At 72.5% G+C, this 14,756-nt stretch carries 13 protein-coding genes and 1 pseudogene; 10 read left to right on the forward strand and 4 right to left on the reverse strand.

The window, feature by feature from the left end; translation table 11 throughout:
• The first annotated feature begins 619 nt into the window (after positions 1 to 619).
• The 3 genes from GT042_RS31900 (at position 620) to GT042_RS31910 (ending at position 2,882) form a co-directional block, all read left to right on the forward strand.
• The gene (locus tag GT042_RS31900; RefSeq protein WP_161312187.1) at positions 620 to 1,762 is read left to right on the forward strand and encodes a YihY/virulence factor BrkB family protein; all 1,143 of its coding nucleotides are present in this window, start codon (positions 620 to 622) and stop codon (positions 1,760 to 1,762) included.
• An 89-nt stretch (positions 1,763 to 1,851) separates the two neighbouring features.
• Positions 1,852 to 2,271 carry a phage holin family protein gene (locus tag GT042_RS31905; protein ID WP_161312175.1) on the forward strand — a complete coding sequence of 140 codons (420 nt, stop codon included), beginning with the start codon at positions 1,852 to 1,854 and terminating at the stop codon, positions 2,269 to 2,271.
• Positions 2,268 to 2,882 (forward strand): DUF3618 domain-containing protein, encoded by a 615-nt coding sequence (locus GT042_RS31910; RefSeq protein WP_161312176.1) that lies wholly within the window; start codon positions 2,268 to 2,270, stop codon positions 2,880 to 2,882. Before GT042_RS31905 ends, GT042_RS31910 begins: the two co-directional genes overlap by 4 nt.
• A 275-nt stretch (positions 2,883 to 3,157) precedes the next feature.
• Here GT042_RS31910 and GT042_RS31915 read toward each other — a convergent pair whose 3' ends face one another.
• Complete coding sequence (locus GT042_RS31915) at positions 3,158 to 3,628, reverse strand: SRPBCC family protein (RefSeq protein ID WP_161312177.1); 471 nt, start codon at positions 3,626 to 3,628, stop codon at positions 3,158 to 3,160.
• Between the two features lie 120 nt (positions 3,629 to 3,748).
• Complete coding sequence (locus tag GT042_RS31920) at positions 3,749 to 4,114, reverse strand: nuclear transport factor 2 family protein (RefSeq protein ID WP_161312178.1); 366 nt, start codon at positions 4,112 to 4,114, stop codon at positions 3,749 to 3,751.
• A 308-nt stretch (positions 4,115 to 4,422) separates the two neighbouring features.
• Between GT042_RS31920 and GT042_RS31925 the strand changes: the two genes are divergently transcribed.
• The 6 genes from GT042_RS31925 (at position 4,423) to GT042_RS31950 (ending at position 12,802) form a co-directional block, all read left to right on the forward strand.
• Positions 4,423 to 5,700 carry an NAD(P)/FAD-dependent oxidoreductase gene (locus GT042_RS31925; protein WP_161312179.1) on the forward strand — a complete coding sequence of 426 codons (1,278 nt, stop codon included), beginning with the start codon at positions 4,423 to 4,425 and terminating at the stop codon, positions 5,698 to 5,700.
• 58 nt (positions 5,701 to 5,758) lie between these two features.
• Complete coding sequence (locus tag GT042_RS31930; RefSeq protein WP_161312180.1) at positions 5,759 to 6,715, forward strand: helix-turn-helix domain-containing protein; 957 nt, start codon at positions 5,759 to 5,761, stop codon at positions 6,713 to 6,715.
• Between the two features lie 110 nt (positions 6,716 to 6,825).
• The gene (gap, locus tag GT042_RS31935; protein WP_161312181.1) at positions 6,826 to 7,821 is read left to right on the forward strand and encodes a type I glyceraldehyde-3-phosphate dehydrogenase; all 996 of its coding nucleotides are present in this window, start codon (positions 6,826 to 6,828) and stop codon (positions 7,819 to 7,821) included.
• A gap of 351 nt (positions 7,822 to 8,172) precedes the next feature.
• Positions 8,173 to 9,756 carry a DUF4331 domain-containing protein gene (locus GT042_RS31940; protein WP_161312182.1) on the forward strand — a complete coding sequence of 528 codons (1,584 nt, stop codon included), beginning with the start codon at positions 8,173 to 8,175 and terminating at the stop codon, positions 9,754 to 9,756.
• Positions 9,757 to 9,842: 86 nt separating this feature from the next.
• Positions 9,843 to 11,186, forward strand: coding sequence for a tetratricopeptide repeat protein (locus GT042_RS31945; RefSeq protein ID WP_161312183.1), 1,344 nt, complete (start codon positions 9,843 to 9,845; stop codon positions 11,184 to 11,186).
• On the forward strand, positions 11,183 to 12,802 hold the full coding sequence (locus GT042_RS31950) for a sulfite exporter TauE/SafE family protein (RefSeq protein ID WP_161312184.1): 1,620 nt from the start codon (positions 11,183 to 11,185) through the stop codon (positions 12,800 to 12,802). Before GT042_RS31945 ends, GT042_RS31950 begins: the two co-directional genes overlap by 4 nt.
• Positions 12,803 to 12,836: 34 nt before the next feature.
• On the opposite strand, the gene GT042_RS31955 is transcribed toward GT042_RS31950, so the two are convergent.
• On the reverse strand, positions 12,837 to 13,475 hold the full coding sequence (locus tag GT042_RS31955; protein WP_161312185.1) for a maleylpyruvate isomerase family mycothiol-dependent enzyme: 639 nt from the start codon (positions 13,473 to 13,475) through the stop codon (positions 12,837 to 12,839).
• Positions 13,468 to 14,382: an alpha/beta hydrolase gene (locus tag GT042_RS31960; protein WP_161312186.1), complete on the reverse strand. Its 915-nt coding sequence runs from the start codon at positions 14,380 to 14,382 to the stop codon at positions 13,468 to 13,470. The genes GT042_RS31955 and GT042_RS31960 overlap by 8 nt, the downstream gene beginning before the upstream one ends.
• A gap of 109 nt (positions 14,383 to 14,491) precedes the next feature.
• Between GT042_RS31960 and GT042_RS31965 the strand changes: the two are divergent.
• Positions 14,492 to 14,756, forward strand: a pseudogene (locus GT042_RS31965) (TetR/AcrR family transcriptional regulator); the annotation flags it as partial.

Raw genomic sequence — 14,756 nt, forward strand, 5'->3', positions numbered from 1 at the left:
GCCGGTGGGCGCCGCCGCGCGCGGGCGCGCGCGCCGCTCGCTGCTGCGGTCGGGTTTCGCGGCGCAGGTCGGCGTCAACCTCACCCTGGGCGTGTACTTCGGCGCCATGCAGGTCTCGGTGACGGCCTTCGCGGTGGAGCACGGTACGGCGGAGGCGGCGGCGCCGCTGTACGCGGTGTCGAACTGCGCGAGCCTGCTGGCCGGCTGGCTCTACGGGCTGCGCCGGTGGCGCGGCGCACCGCGCGTACAACTGGCTTTCGCGACGGCCTGGTCGGCCCTGAGCTGTCTGCCCCTGCTCGCCGCCGACTCGGTCCCGGGGCTGGGGCTCGCGCTCGCCGTCACCGGCCTGTCCGTCTCCCCGATCCTGGTGCTGTCCTCGGTGCTCACCACCGCGTCGGTGGACAGGGGCGCTCTGGCCCAGGCGTTCACCTGGCTCAGCTCGGCGAGCGCCGCGGGCGCCGCCGGTGCGGCGGCGGTCTCCGGACGGGTCGTGGACGCCTACGGCGCACACGGCGGCTTCACGGTCGCCGCCGCGGCCACCTCCGTCATGGCGGTGCTCGCTGCGACCCAGGCGCGCGCCGCGAGGCATGAGTGGGGCCAGGGCGGAAAGCCGCAGGGTATGGCAGCCCTTTCCCCGAAGCCGGGTCCCGAACCGCTGAAGTCGGATGACGAACGAGAACGCGGGCGACCGGGCGCGCGTGTCGAGGCAGGCAGCGTCGAGGCCCGGCGCGTGGAGGCGGAGCGCGTCGAGGCGGAGCGCGTCGAAGCAGGCCGGGACGCGGGCGTGGGTCCGAGCGCGCGGGTGGAGGAGGAGGCGCCCGACCGGCCGACCGAGTTGCCCGCGCGATCGTGGTGGGCGGCGCTGCGCGGCACGGTACGGGAGTTCCAGCAGGACGACCTGGCCGACCGGGCGGCCGCCCTCACCTACTACGGGGTCCTCGCGCTCTTTCCCGCCCTGCTCGTCCTGGTGTCCCTGCTGGGCATCGCCGGTGAGTCGGCGACCCGGGAGATCCTGGACAACCTGCGGCAGCTCGCTCCGGGTTCGGCCCGGGACGTGATCACCGACGCGGTGGAGCAGGTACGGAGCAACGGCAGCGGGGTGGGCTCGCTCCTCGCGGTGGTGGGTCTGGCCCTGGCGGTGTGGTCGGCGTCCGGTTACATCGCCGCTTTCATACGGGCCTCCAACGCCGTTTACGACATGCCCGAGGGGCGCCCGGTCTGGAAGGTGCTGCCGCTGCGTCTGATCCTGACCGTCGTCCTGATGGTCCTGGCGTGTGCGAGCGCGCTGATCGTGGTCTTCACCGGCGGGCTGGCCCGGCAGGCGGGCACCGCTCTGGGGATCGGTGACGGCGCGCTGACGGTGTGGTCGGTCGCCAAGTGGCCGGTGCTGCTCCTGCTGGTCACGATCATGATCGGGCTGCTCTACTGGGCGGCTCCGAACGCCAAGGGCGGCGGGTTCAGGTGGGTGACCCCGGGGAGCTTCCTCGCGCTGCTGATCTGGATGATCGCCTCGGCCGGCTTCGCGTTCTACGTCGCCAACTTCGCCTCGTACAACAAGACGTACGGGACCCTCGCCGGGGTGATCATCTTCCTGGTGTGGCTGTGGATCACCAATCTCGCGGTGCTTCTCGGCCTGGAGTTCGACTCCGAACTGGCCCGCCAGCGCGCGATCGCCGGAGGCAGTCCCCCGGACGAGGAGCCTTATGTAGCGCCGCGCGACACCCGCTCGTGGACCGACGAGGAGCGCCGCCGCATGAAGTGACGGCGAACGCCCCCGGCCGGTTGTGCGGCGGGTTGCGGGGTAGCCGCGAGGACACGGACCCTGCGAAGTCCAGGAGAGGTGAGAGGTACATGACCACAGCGGAACGGCACGCACCCTCCGCCGCCGCGGAGGACACGACATCCGTCCTGGTGACGCGCGCGACGCGGCAGCTCTCGCAGCTGGTACGCGAGGAGATGCGGCTGGCCCGGGCGGAGATGACCGAGAAGGGGAGGCGTTTCGGGGCGGGTGGCGGCCTGTTCGGCGGCGCCGGCCTGGTCGGCGTCCTGGCCGCGCAGGCCCTGGTGGTGGCGGTGATCGCCGCCCTGGCGCTGGTGCTTCCCGTGTGGGCCTCGGCCCTGGTCGTGACCGCGGGACTGGCGGCGATCGCCGCGCTCCTGGCGGTGGCGGGGAAGAGGCAGGTCACGAAGGCCGTACCGCCCACGCCGGAACAGACCATCGACAGCGTCAAGGCCGATGTGGCCGAGATCAAGGAGAAGGCACACCGATGACTCAGCGAGACAGCAACCATTCCGGCCCGACTCCCGAAGAGTTGCGGGCGCAGGTGGAGCACACGCGGGACGAGGTCGGCCGGACGATCGAGGCGCTGGCGGCCAAGGCCGACGTCCAGGCCCGCGTCCAGGACCAGGCAGCCGCGATGAAGGAGCAGGCGGCGGCGGCCAAGGACCAGGCGGTCGACAAGGCGGCGACGGTCAAGGACGAGGTGGCCGACAAGGCCGCGGTCGTGAAGGACCAGGTGACGGACAAGGCCGCCGTGGTCAAGGACCAGGTGACCGACAAGGCCGCGGTCGTCAAGGACCAGATGGCGGACAAGGCGACGCAGGTCGGCGATCAGATCCGCGACAAGACCGATCAGGCCACGCGGCTGTTCCTGGACAAGACACCGGCGCCTGTTCTCGACACGGCGGCGGGGGCCGCGGCACGGGTACGCGACACCGCCTCGCGGGTCGGGCGCTTCGCGGCGGACCAGACCCCGCAGCCCCTCAGCGAGAGGGCCGGCCAGTTCGCGACCACCGCACGGAACAACCGGGCACCGCTGATCGCCGCCGGCCTGGTGCTGGCCGCGTACCTGCTGATCCGCAACGGCGGGCGAAGCAGCTGACGGTAGGTATTGGCGTCGGTGTACGGAGCACCCGGGCCCCTTCCGTACGGATCAGGGGCACCGGGTGCCGTCACGTTCCCGCCGAGGCGTCTTCTTTGTATCGGTCGGCGGAGCCGCCGATCCGCACATACCCAGGGCCTGAGGCCACTTCCAGCCCGTCCGGCGATTGAGGACACATACGGCCGAAGGCCGTGCCCCGGAACGGGCCCGCAGCCGCAAGCCGCAGTCGAGCAACGAGCCCGTTGGCCCGGCGACGGCCACGGCGTCAGCCGTCGTCAGCCCTTCCGGGCAGGCGCCGGCCGCTCGGCCGCCTCGTACGTCTCCTCGACCACTTTCGCCAGCCGCCCGAGCATGCTGCGGTGGCGAAGCTGGATCATCGCGTCGAGGAGCACGTTGTGGGCCAGGGCGCCCCACCCCCGCAGCGGGTGTTCGTCGACGATCACCAGGGTCTGCTCGCCCCAGGGCCGTACGTCCAACGCGATCCGCGCGGTCCCGAGAGGGCCGCTGTGCGCCTCGAGTTCGAGGATCCGCGGTGGTTCCACCCGCCGGACGACCGTGTGTCCCTCGAACGACCGGGGGCCCAGGCGCACGGTGTAGGCGAGCGAGGAACCGACCTCAGGCCAGTGGCCCTCGGCCGGTTCGGTCTCGGAGGTCCCGACGACCCAGTCGGCGTAACGCGACGCGTCCGACAGGACGGCCCAGACGGCCTCGGGCCTACGGGCGATGAGCTGGTGCCGAACGGCCATGGGTACGCTCCTGCGGGTTTCGACAGCGGTGGCTGGTGACGGGTGAGGACGTCCGAGTGCCCGGTTTACCGGAACTGACACCTGCGCACCCGCGCACGACACACCCCGCCCGGCAGCCCTTCAGGCCCTCAGCCGCAGAAGAGCGATCGCGCCTTCCGTGAGGGTGACGACCAGTGTGGTGGGACCGTGGCGAAGGGCGCCGGTCAGTTCTGCCTCGACGACGACGTCACCACCGAGCGCGCTCACGGGGTGCATCCGCGTCGGAGTGATGCGGCCACCCTGGGCCAGGAACTCCCGCTCGGCCCACGATCCGATCGCCTCCCGGCCCCGTATCTCACGTCCCGCGTCGTTGACGATGGCACCTTCGGCGAAGCAGCCCGCCAGCCGGTCGAGGTCACCGGCGTTGAGCGCCTCGATGAAGGCATGGATGAGCGAAGTAGCGGCGTCGGGTGCGTACCGGTCGGAAAGTTCGTCCACATTCGTCATGGCGTTCGCCTGCCCTCGCTCCAGCCTCCCATGCGGAACGTGACGGATGGCATGGTGGCCACGGTGATCCGCGATGTTCGGGGGCGCGGCCATGGCAGGACGTACGGTTCCTCCTCGGGTGGGCAGACTGCTCAGCCTGGCCGCCGCGAAGCCGGTGCTCACAACACCGGGGAGTTCAGCGGTTGTTGCGGCGCCGCGCCAAAGGCCATGACACCCGCCGCGTCCACAGAGCGCGGCGATCCGCCCGAGATGGCAGGCTGGAGAGGTTAGATCACCACCGCTTCGAGAAGGCGCAGGTGAGCCCCCCCATGTCCACCGCCTCCGCGTCCCGCGTCCCCGCCGTCGTGGTCGGTGCCGGGCCGGCCGGGCTCGCGACCAGCTGGCACCTGGCCCGGCTCGGCGTCGAGCACGTCGTGCTGGAGCGCGACAGTGTCGGCGCGACCTGGCGCTCGGCGCGGTGGGACAGCTTCACCCTGGTCACCCCGGCGTGGTCCGTGAGGCTGCCCGGCCTGCGGATGCCGGACGGCGCCCCGGACGCCTTCCTGCCCCGCGACACGTTCGTGGAACTCCTCGACCGGTACGCGCGCGACACCGGCCTGCCCGTCCGTACGGGAGTCGAGGTCCACGGGCTTCGCAGGGCGTTGGACGGAGACGGATACGTCCTGGACACATCCGAGGGCGATCGGCGCACGCGTGCGGTGGTGATCGCGAGCGGCGCCCTGCGTCTGCCGAAGGTCCCGGCAGGCGTCGACGTACCCCCCGGCGTCACCGCGCTGCACGCCGTCGACTACCGGCGTCCGGAGCAGCTTCCTCCCGGCGCGGTGCTGGTGGTCGGCAGCGGGCAGACCGGCACCCAGATCGCCGACGAGCTGCGCCGCGCGGGCCGGCGCGTCCTCCTCTCCACCAGCGCCGTCGGGCGCGTCCCCCGGCGCTACCGCGACCGGGACGTCTTCACCTGGCTCCGGCAGCTCGGCATGCTCGACCAGACCACCGAGCACGCGCCGCCGGAGGCACGCCGCGCACCTCAGCCCGCCCTGAGCGGCGCGCACGGAGGCCGCACGCTGGCGCTCCAGCAGCTGGCCCGGGACGGCGTCGTCCTCCTCGGCCGCCTCACCGGCATCCACGGCGGACGACTCCACTTCGCCGACGACCTCGCGGACCACATGCGCGGCGCGGACGCCTTCGCGGAACGTTTCCGCAACCAGGTCGACCAGTACCTCCAAGGCCACCCGCCCCGGACGGGACCGGCGGGAACGGAACCAGCACAGCCGGCACCGGCGGACACCGACCCCGCCGAGCTGCCCCTCGACGCCGTCCCGTCCGCCCCCACGGAGATCGACGCCTCGGGCGAGGGGATCTCAACCGTCCTGTGGTGCACGGGCATGCTCCCGGACACGGCATGGCTCCCCGACGAAGTGCTCACCCCCACCGGCGTCCCGCAGCACCACCGGGGAATGACATCCCTTCCCGGTGTCCACGTGGTGGGGTTCCCGTGGATGACCCACCGGGCGTCCGGCATCCTGTACGGCATGGGCACGGACGCCGCACACGCGGCGGAACGGATCAGGGCCGACCTCACGTCCTGAGGACCGTCGACGATCCGACCCGGGAGACGGCCGGCACCCGCGTCGTACCCTTGCCCCCGTGACCGCTCCCTCCCTGCAACGCGTCGCCGTCCTCGTACTCGAAGGCGCGAAGCCGCTCGATGTCGGCATTCCCGCGCAGGTGTTCACGACCCGCGCGAGCATGCCGTACGAGGTACGGGTGTGCGGGGCGGCGCCCGGACCGGTGGCCGGGGGTGACGGGCTGTCGTACTGGGTCGATCACGGGCCCGAGGCGCTGGCGTGGGCCGACATCGTCTTCATCCCCGGCTACCGGTTCCCGGGCCGCGACGACCCCCCGCGGGCCGTTCTCGACGCGCTGATCGCCGCCCACGATCGCGGCGCCCGCCTCGCCGCCATCTCGACGGGCGCCTTCGCCCTCGCCGCCACGGGCCTGCTCGACGGCAAGCGCGCCACCACGCACTGGCACTACACGCGGGCGCTCGCGGCGAGGCACCCCTCGGTCCGCGTCGACGAGAACGTCCTCTTCGTCGACGAGGGCAGTGTGCTGACGTCGGCGGGCGCCGCCTCGGGCATCGACCTGTGCCTGCACATCCTGCGCCGCGACCTCGGGGTGTCCGCGTCGAACCACGCCGCCCGGCGCCTGGTGGCGGCTCCGTACCGCAGTGGCGGTCAGGCGCAGTACGTACGGCGCACCGTGCCCGAATCGCTCGGCGAGCGGTTCGCCGCCACCCGGGAGTGGGCGCTGCACCGGCTGGACGAGCCGCTCACCCTTGACGTGCTCGCCCGGCACGCGGCAGTGTCCCCGCGCACGTTCTCGCGGCGCTTCGCCGAGGACACGGGGTACACGCCGATGCAGTGGGTCATGCGCGCCCGCATCGATCTGGCCCGTGAGCTGCTCGAACGCTCCGAGCGCGGCGTCGAGCAGATCGCCGCCGACGTCGGCCTCGGTACGGGTGCCAATCTGCGGCTGCACTTCCAGCGCATCCTCGACACCACGCCGAGCGAATACCGTCGCACCTTCACCAAAGGTGAATAGCACACTGCCGCTGACCCAGTGGCGTGATCCTTTTGAACCATGGCACTCGCGCCGCTGCCGTCGGCCGATCCCGCGCGCGAGACTTCGGGTGAACCGAAGGGACACCACTCATGACTCGTATCGCCATCAACGGATTCGGCCGCATCGGACGCAACGCGCTGCGCGCGCTGCTCGAACGTGACACCGACCTCGAGGTCGTCGCCGTCAACGACCTCACGGAGCCCGCCGCCCTGGCCCGGTTGCTCGCCTTCGACTCGACGGCGGGCCGCCTCGGCCGTCCGGTGACCGTCGAGGGGAACACACTGGTGGTCGGCAGCCACCGCATCGCCGTGCTCGCCGAGCGCGACCCGTCCCAGCTGCCCTGGGCGAAGCTGGGCGTCGAGATCGTGCTCGAATCGACCGGCCGCTTCACCTCCGCGAAGGCCGCCCGCGCGCACCTCGAGGCGGGCGCGAAGAAGGTGCTGGTCAGCGCGCCGTCGGACGGCGCCGACGTGACGCTCGCGTACGGGGTCAACAACGACGCGTACGACCCGGCCTCGCACACGATCATCTCGAACGCCTCGTGCACGACCAACGCGCTCGCGCCGCTGGCCGCCGTACTGGACGATCTCGCGGGCATCGAGCACGGCTTCATGACCACCGTGCACGCGTACACCCAGGAGCAGAACCTCCAGGACGGCCCGCACCGCGACCCCCGCCGCGCCCGGGCCGCCGGCGTCAACATCGTGCCGACCACGACAGGCGCCGCGAAGGCGATCGGCCATGTCCTGCCCAACCTCGACGGCAAGCTGTCGGGCGACTCGATCCGCGTACCGGTTCCGGTCGGGTCGATCGTCGAACTCAACACGACCGTCGCCCGCGACGTGACGCGCGACGAGGTGCTGGAGGCGTACCGCGCCGCCGCGCGGGGATCGCTCGCGGGTCTTCTGGAGTACTCGGAGGACGCACTGGTGTCGTCCGACATCACCGGCAATCCGGCCTCCGCGATCTTCGACTCGGCACTGACCCGCGTCGAGGGCCGTCACATCAAGGTCGTCGCCTGGTACGACAACGAGTGGGGCTTCTCGAACCGCGTGATCGACACCCTGGAATTCCTCACCCGCTGACCTGCCGGCGCTGCCGGCGGACACATCGACAGCCGACGCCCAGGCACACAACCGAACCCACCGCGCGGCCCGCACCGGACACACTCCCCGGTGCGGGCCGCGCGGTCGTGTCACGGCGAAGCCTCGACCATATGCAGCACGGAGACCCACCCGTTCGAGGGAACAGGGCGGTGGAGACCAACCCGCCCCCGGGGGTCATGACGAAGGAGGAACGTGGGCCGGCCCCACGGCCGGTGCCACTGCGGGTGGCTCCGGGCGCGCTGTCCGGCCCCGCGCCCACCCCACCTGGGTTCCCGCCCCGTCGCGCGCTGTGTGCGCCGGGCCGGGAACGCGCATGTGAGAGGAACCTCCTTGAAATCCAGACCGGCACGCCCCCGTTCGCGGCGTGTGCTCGACCAGTCCCTCCTCGTCCTGGGCGCCGGGGCGCTCGCGACCGGGCTCGGCGCCCTCACCCTGGCGCCGGGTGTCAGCGCCGCCTCCAGCCACCGCGAGGCGCCGCTGATCGCGGGCGACCCGCGTGCGGACAACACCGACGTGTACGCGTTCACCAGCCAGGACCGCCCGGACTCGGTCACGCTCCTGGCGAACTGGATCCCGTTCGAGGAGCCCAACGGCGGACCGAACTTCTACGCCTTCGGCGAGGACCTCCGCTACAACATCAAGATCGACAACACCGGTGACGGCGTCTCCGACATCACGTACACCTGGCGCTTCCACAACAAGGTCCGCGACGCGGCCGGCCAGTTCCTGTACAACACCGGCCCGGTCACCTCGTTGAACGACCCGGACCTCAACTTCCGTCAGGTGTACGACCTGGTGGTCTCCCACGGGAGCAAGAGCAAGGTCCTGCTCTCCGACGTACCGGCCGCGCCGTCCCGCGTGGGGCCCGCCTCCATGCCGGACTACGCCGCCCTGCGCAACCAGGCGATCCGCAACGTACCCGGCGGCGGCAAAACCTTCGCCGGCCAGGCGGACGACTCGTTCTTCGCCGACCTGCGGGTCTTCGACCTCCTGTACGGAGGCAACCTCAGCGAGCGCGGCCAGGACACCCTCGCGGGCTACAACGTCAACTCCGTCGCCCTTCAGATCCCCAAGGCGCAGCTCGCGCTGAAGGGGAACCCGGGCCGCAACCCGGTCATCGGCGTGTGGTCGACGACCGACCGCCAGGGCGTGCAGGTCTCCGACTCGCGCACCCCGCGCCCCGCCCCGTGGAAGCAGGTCTCACGGCTGGGCAACCCGCTGGTCAACGAGGTGGTCGTACCGCTCAAGTACAAGGACGCCTTCAACACGCTCAACCCGGACCAGGACCGTACCGTCCAGCCGGTCGTCGACAAGGTCCTCGACCCGATCCTGCCCAAGCTGATCCAGCAGGTGTACGGCATCCCGGCCCCGGCCACGCCGCGCAAGGACCTGTTCGAGATCTACCTGACGGGCATCTGCAAGGCGTGCGGGCCGATCAAGGCCGACCTCAACGCCCACCGCCTGAACAAGGACGCGCCGCTGAAGCGGATCGTCCCGGCGGAGGAGCTGCGCCTGAACATGACCGTACCGCCGACCGCCGACCCCCAGCGGTACGGCGTCCTCGCCGGTGACCTGGCGGGCTTCCCCAACGGCCGCCGCCTCACCGACGACGCCATCGACATCTCCCTCCAGGCCGTCGAAGGCGCCGCCCAGACCGGCCAACTCGTTCCGGCCCTCGCGGACGGCGACCAGGTCGACACCAACGAGGTGCCCTTCGGGACGTCGTTCCCGTACCTGGCACTTCCGCACACCAAGTCCGTGAACAGCGGACCGGACGCGCCCGAGAGGACCTCGATGAAGGGCGCCGCGGCCTTCGGCGGCCTCGGCGCGCTGCTTCTCGGTGCGGGCGGCCTCCGCCTTCGCCGCAGCCGCTCCGGTCACCGCGGGTTCGGTCTCGGCCGCCGGTCCAGCTGACCCACCACGCTCCGGGCGGGCACGGAGGTCGGTCCTCCGTGCCCTCCCGGGGCCCCGTCCACCCGTCTTTCACCGGGGAGAATCCTGTGCACCGGCCCCAAGACCCACCCGCCCCCGCGATCCGCCGGCGCAGACACCTGCGCAACACCACGATCACCCTCGCCCTGGGCGCGGTCCTGTTCACCGTCGGCGCCGTCGGCCTCTCCCCCGTTGGTTCCGGCACACCGGAGGCCCCGGCCACCGCTTCGCCCGCCTCCGGCCAGGCGCGCGGCATCGAGGTGATGCGCGAGCGGGTACGGCGCCTGCCGAAGGATCCGGTCAGCTGGGCGGACCTCGGCATGGCGCTGGTGCAGCAGGCCAGGACCACCGCCGACCCGGCCGCGTACGACCGGGCCGAGACGGCCCTGCGCCGCTCGCTCACCCTCCGGCCTGACGAGAACCTCCACGCCGAGATCGGCATGGGCGCCCTCGCCGCGGCCCGCCACCGCTTCCAGGACGCCCTGACCTGGGCCCGTAAGGCCGTCACGACCAGCCCCGCGACCCCCGCCTCCTACGGAGTCCTGGCCGACGCCCTCACCCAACTCGGCCGGTACAAGGACGCCGAGGAGGCCGTACAGAAAATGGCCGACCTGCGCCCGGACAGCTCCTCGCTGGCCCGCGCCTCCTACACGTTCGAGCTGCGCGGCGACACCGGCCGGGCCGAGGCCCTCATGGAACGCGCGCTGCGGGCGGCGGGTACCCCGGGCGAGCGCGCCTTCGCCCTCACCCACCTGTCCTCCCTCGCCCAGGAGAGCGGCGACCCCGCGACGGCGCTGCGCCAGGCGGACGCCGGTCTGGCCTTCGCGCCCCGGGACCCCGGTCTGCTGGAGGCCCGCGCCAAGGCCCACGCGGCCCGGGGGGAGTTCCGGCAGGCGGTCGCCGACCACACCGCGGCGGTCGCGACGGCCCCGCTGCCGCAGTACCTCCTGGAACTCGGCGAACTCCAGCAGTCCCTCGGCCACCGCGCCGAGGCCGAGGGCCAGTACGCGGTCCTGCGCGCCCAGGAGACGCTCGGCCGGGCGGGCGGCGCCCCGGCGGACACCGACGCGATCCTGTTCGAAGCCGATCACGGTGACCCCGTGCGGGCCGTGGAACTGGCGGAAGCCGCCGTAAGGGAGCGGCCGTTCATCGCCGTACACGACGCGTACGCCTGGGCGCTGCACCGCGCCGGACGCGACGAGCAGGCCCTCGCACAGGCGGACCGGTCTCTCGCGCTCGGCACCCGCAGCGCACTCTTCCTCTACCACCGCGGCGCCATTCACCAGGCCCTCGGCGACACCGGCGCCGCCCGGCGCGATCTCCGGCGGGCGCTGGCCATCGACCCCTCCTTCCATCCGCTGCACGCCCCCGCGGCGCGTACGGCGGTCCGGCGAATCGACGACACCCCATGAACCTCAGCACCCGCCGGCGCCCGGTCGCCGCCCCGCTCACCGCCGCTCTGCTCACCCCGTTCGCCCTCCTCGCCGCCGCGCCACCCGTGGCCGCGCACCCCCTGGGCAACTTCACCGTCAACTACGCGACCCACCTCACCCTCCGCCCGCACGCGGTCGAGGCGGAGATCGTGGTCGACCGCGCCGAGATCGCGGCGGCGCAGGAGCGCCCGCTCGTCGACCGGGACCACGACGGATCCGTCGGCGCCGATGAGCGGGGGGCGTACGCGGCCGAGGCGTGCGCCACGCTCGCCGGGCAACTGGCCGCCGACGTCGGCGGTGTGCGGGTCCGGTGGAACCCGGGCGCGGGCGGCCTGACCTTCCGTACGGGCGAGGCGGGGCTCAGGACCAGCCGGCTGATGTGCCGGCTCGACGCCGGCGCGCCCCTCACCTCGCCGGCCGGTGTCCGTGTCGTCACCCACTACGACACCCGGCGCATCGGCTGGCGCGAGATCACCGCCGACGGCGAGGGCGTCACCCTCACCGCCTCCACCGTCCCGGCGGTCTCGTCCACCGACCGGCTCCGCCACTACCCGGGGGACCCCCTGGCCGCGCCGCTCGACCAACGCGGTGCCGAACTGCGAACTGCCCCCGGGCAAGGACCGGCGACCGGGCCCGGGGCCCGGATCGTGCCGTCCGGCGTACCCGGAGGAGACCTCGTCACCGCCCTGCTGGACAAGGTCTCGGACCGTTTCGACCGTCTGATCGGCAGCCGCGAACTGACCCTTCCCGTCGGCCTCCTCGCCCTGCTCCTCGCCGTGGTCCTCGGTGCCTCCCACGCGGCGATGCCCGGCCACGGAAAGACGATCATGGCCGCTTGTCTGGCCGGGCGCCGCGGCACGCGTCGCGACGCCGTCACGGTCGGCGCCACCGTCACCCTCACCCACACCGCCGGCGTCCTGACCCTCGGCCTGGCCCTCCCGCTCGCCACCCACCTCGCCGGGGAGGCGGTCCTCGGCTGGCTGGGCCTGGCGAGCGGCCTCCTCGTCATCGTCATCGGCTTCCAGCTCCTGCGCGCGGCGGTCCGAGGCAACCACCACGAGCACCACCACGGGCACGGGCATCACCACCCGCACGGAGACCACGACCATGGCCACAGCCACAGCCACGACCACGACCACGACCCAGTGCCTGTCCCCCCGCCCTCACGGCACGCACCCGCCACCGGCACCACCGCCGTCCTGACCAAACCGGCCACCGCGCCCCAGCACGACCACGACCATCACCACCACTCCCCCGCTCCGGCCCGGCGGAGACGCTGGTCCCTGATCGGCGTCGGCATCGCGGGCGGTCTCGTCCCCAGCCCGTCGGCCCTGGTCGTCCTCCTCGGCGCCGTGGCGCTCGGCCGGACCGCCTTCGGCATCCTCCTCGTCATCGGCTACGGCCTCGGCATGGCCGTCACCCTCACCCTGGCCGGACTCCTCCTCGTACACCTGCGCGACCGCATCGCCACCCGTACCGCACGGAGGGCCTCCACACGGCTGAAGACACTCGCGCGCATCGGCCCCGCCGCCACCGCGGCCCTCGTGCTCCTCGTAGGGATCGGCCTCACCACCCGGGCCGTCACCGGCATGTGAACAGGACAGCCACCAGGGCACGAACGGACCGGGCTCACATGCGGGTCCGCAGGGTGGTGGTGCCGCCGCCGGTGAGCCAGGGCAGGGCGTGGCGTCGGCCGGCGAGAACGGAGATGAGGTGCTCGGCCGTACCGGCGACGTCGAGGTTCACGTCGCCGGGGTGGTGCCAGTCGGTGTCGACGGTACGGAGGGTGAGGCCGCGGGCCCGGGCGCGCGCCGGGACGAACGGGTTGGGGACGGTCGTCTCGATCGTCAGGACGGCGTGGGCGACTTCGGGAGCGGTACGGGCCGGCCGGTCCAGGGCAAGCGCGATGTCGAGGTGGTGGACGGTGTGGTCGCCGAGCATGAGCGGGGCGGGCAGGAGTCGTCCGATGCCGCGGGGCCGTGCTCGGGCCCGGTCGAAGGCGTCGAGGAGTTCGTCCGGGGTGTGACGGTGGGCGAGGCCGCGGGAGAGGTCCGCGTTGGCGCTGTCGAAGGACGCGCGGTGGCTGCCCAGGGCGACGAGCAGCCGTGACAGCGGAAGCCGCAGTCCGAGGACGAGATGGGCGAGGACGTCCCGGTTGGTCCACCCGGCGCACAGGCTGGGGCGGTGCCACTCGTCGTCGGTGAGGGTGCGGGCGAAGGAGGCGAAGTGGTCGTCCTGGCGGGCGAGGAGCGCGGTGTGGTCAGTCACGGCCCGCCCCGCTGAGCGCTGTCGGCCGCAGGTGCCGGGTCAGGAACGCGACCTGGTCGCGGATGATGTCGTCCAGAAGTGGCGGGTGGTAGACCTCGAAGTGGTCGGCGGGGTAGTGCAGTGCGGTGCCCCGGGGCGCGCTTCGTGCCGTCCGCGCGGCGATCCGCGGGTCCGTGAGGGTCTCGCGGTCGGAGACGCAGACCAGGAGCGGGGCCTGGATCGACGCGGCGCGCCGGGAGGCGTTGAGCCGGACGAGTTCGAAGCCGACCGAGGCCGTCACGCGGTTGTCGAACGACGCACCGGGCGGGAGCATGCCGTACCACCCGTCCTTGGCGCCGGGCACGGTCACGATCGCAGTCCTTCCCGGGTTGTCGACGACGGGGACGTAACGGCGCGGCAGGCGGAGCGCCGCGCGGATCAGGTCGACGGTGATCGGGCCCGCGAGTCTCGCGACGGCGCGGAGGCCGGAGCTGAAGGCGGCGTCCATGGTGTTCATGACGGGGCACTGCACGACGACGGCGGCGAGGTCGGGGTGCTCGGCCGCCGTGAGCAGGACGTGGGTGGCTCCCATCGAGGTTCCCCACAGGGCGATTCTGGCCGGATCGACGCGCGGGTCGCCGGTGAGAAAGGCGAGCGCCGCTTCGACGTCGGCCAACTGCCTCGGGAGCGAGACGAGTTGGCGGGGCATTCCGTCGGAGGCGCCGAGGTGGCGGAAGTCGAAGGACAGGACGAGCATGCCGGCGTCGGCGAAGGCCCGCTCGTACTGTTCGAGCCGCATGTCGTGGGTGGCGCCGAAGCCGTGGACGAGGACCACGGCCGGGTGGGGACCTTCGCCGTCCGGACAGGTGAGCCACGCGGCGCACCGCCGGCCCTGCGAGAGGAAGGAGGTGGTGGCGGTCGGGGACATGGGTGGGCGTCCTCACTCGGATCCTCGGTCGGATCCCGACTTGGATACGTACGGTGTACGTGTAGTACCTTCAGATACGTACGCTGTACGCGTGAAGGGGAGAGTGAAGATGAGAGCCCGGTTCACCGTTGCGGAGATCCAGCAGCAGGCGCTGGCCATCGTCGATCGCGACGGCCTGGCCGGGCTGTCGATGCGCTCGCTCGCGGCAGCACTCCGGACGGGGCCCATGACGCTCTACAACTACGTCAAGGACCGCGAGGCACTGGAGGAACTCGTGGTCGACGCCGTCGCCGCCCAGGTGGACCTGCCGGAGCCCACCGACGACTGGGCCGCCGACACGCGGGCCGCCGCGGCCGCCCTGTGGCACGCGGTCC

Source organism: Streptomyces sp. SID3212 (assembly GCF_009865405.1).
GTDB lineage: Bacteria > Actinomycetota > Actinomycetes > Streptomycetales > Streptomycetaceae > Streptomyces.

Bases quoted from the DNA above. Each gene is read 5' to 3' on its own strand.
- GT042_RS31900 (WP_161312187.1), top strand. From the start codon at position 620: ATGGCAGCCCTTTCCCCGAAGCCGGGTCCCGAACCGCTGAAGTCGGAT.
- GT042_RS31905 (WP_161312175.1), top strand. From the start codon at position 1,852: ATGACCACAGCGGAACGGCACGCACCCTCCGCCGCCGCGGAGGACACG.
- GT042_RS31910 (WP_161312176.1), top strand. From the start codon at position 2,268: ATGACTCAGCGAGACAGCAACCATTCCGGCCCGACTCCCGAAGAGTTG.
- GT042_RS31915 (WP_161312177.1), bottom strand. From the start codon at position 3,628: ATGGCCGTTCGGCACCAGCTCATCGCCCGTAGGCCCGAGGCCGTCTGG.
- GT042_RS31920 (WP_161312178.1), bottom strand. From the start codon at position 4,114: ATGACGAATGTGGACGAACTTTCCGACCGGTACGCACCCGACGCCGCT.
- GT042_RS31925 (WP_161312179.1), top strand. From the start codon at position 4,423: ATGTCCACCGCCTCCGCGTCCCGCGTCCCCGCCGTCGTGGTCGGTGCC.
- gap (WP_161312181.1), top strand. From the start codon at position 6,826: ATGACTCGTATCGCCATCAACGGATTCGGCCGCATCGGACGCAACGCG.
- GT042_RS31950 (WP_161312184.1), top strand. From the start codon at position 11,183: ATGAACCTCAGCACCCGCCGGCGCCCGGTCGCCGCCCCGCTCACCGCC.
- GT042_RS31960 (WP_161312186.1), bottom strand. From the start codon at position 14,382: ATGTCCCCGACCGCCACCACCTCCTTCCTCTCGCAGGGCCGGCGGTGC.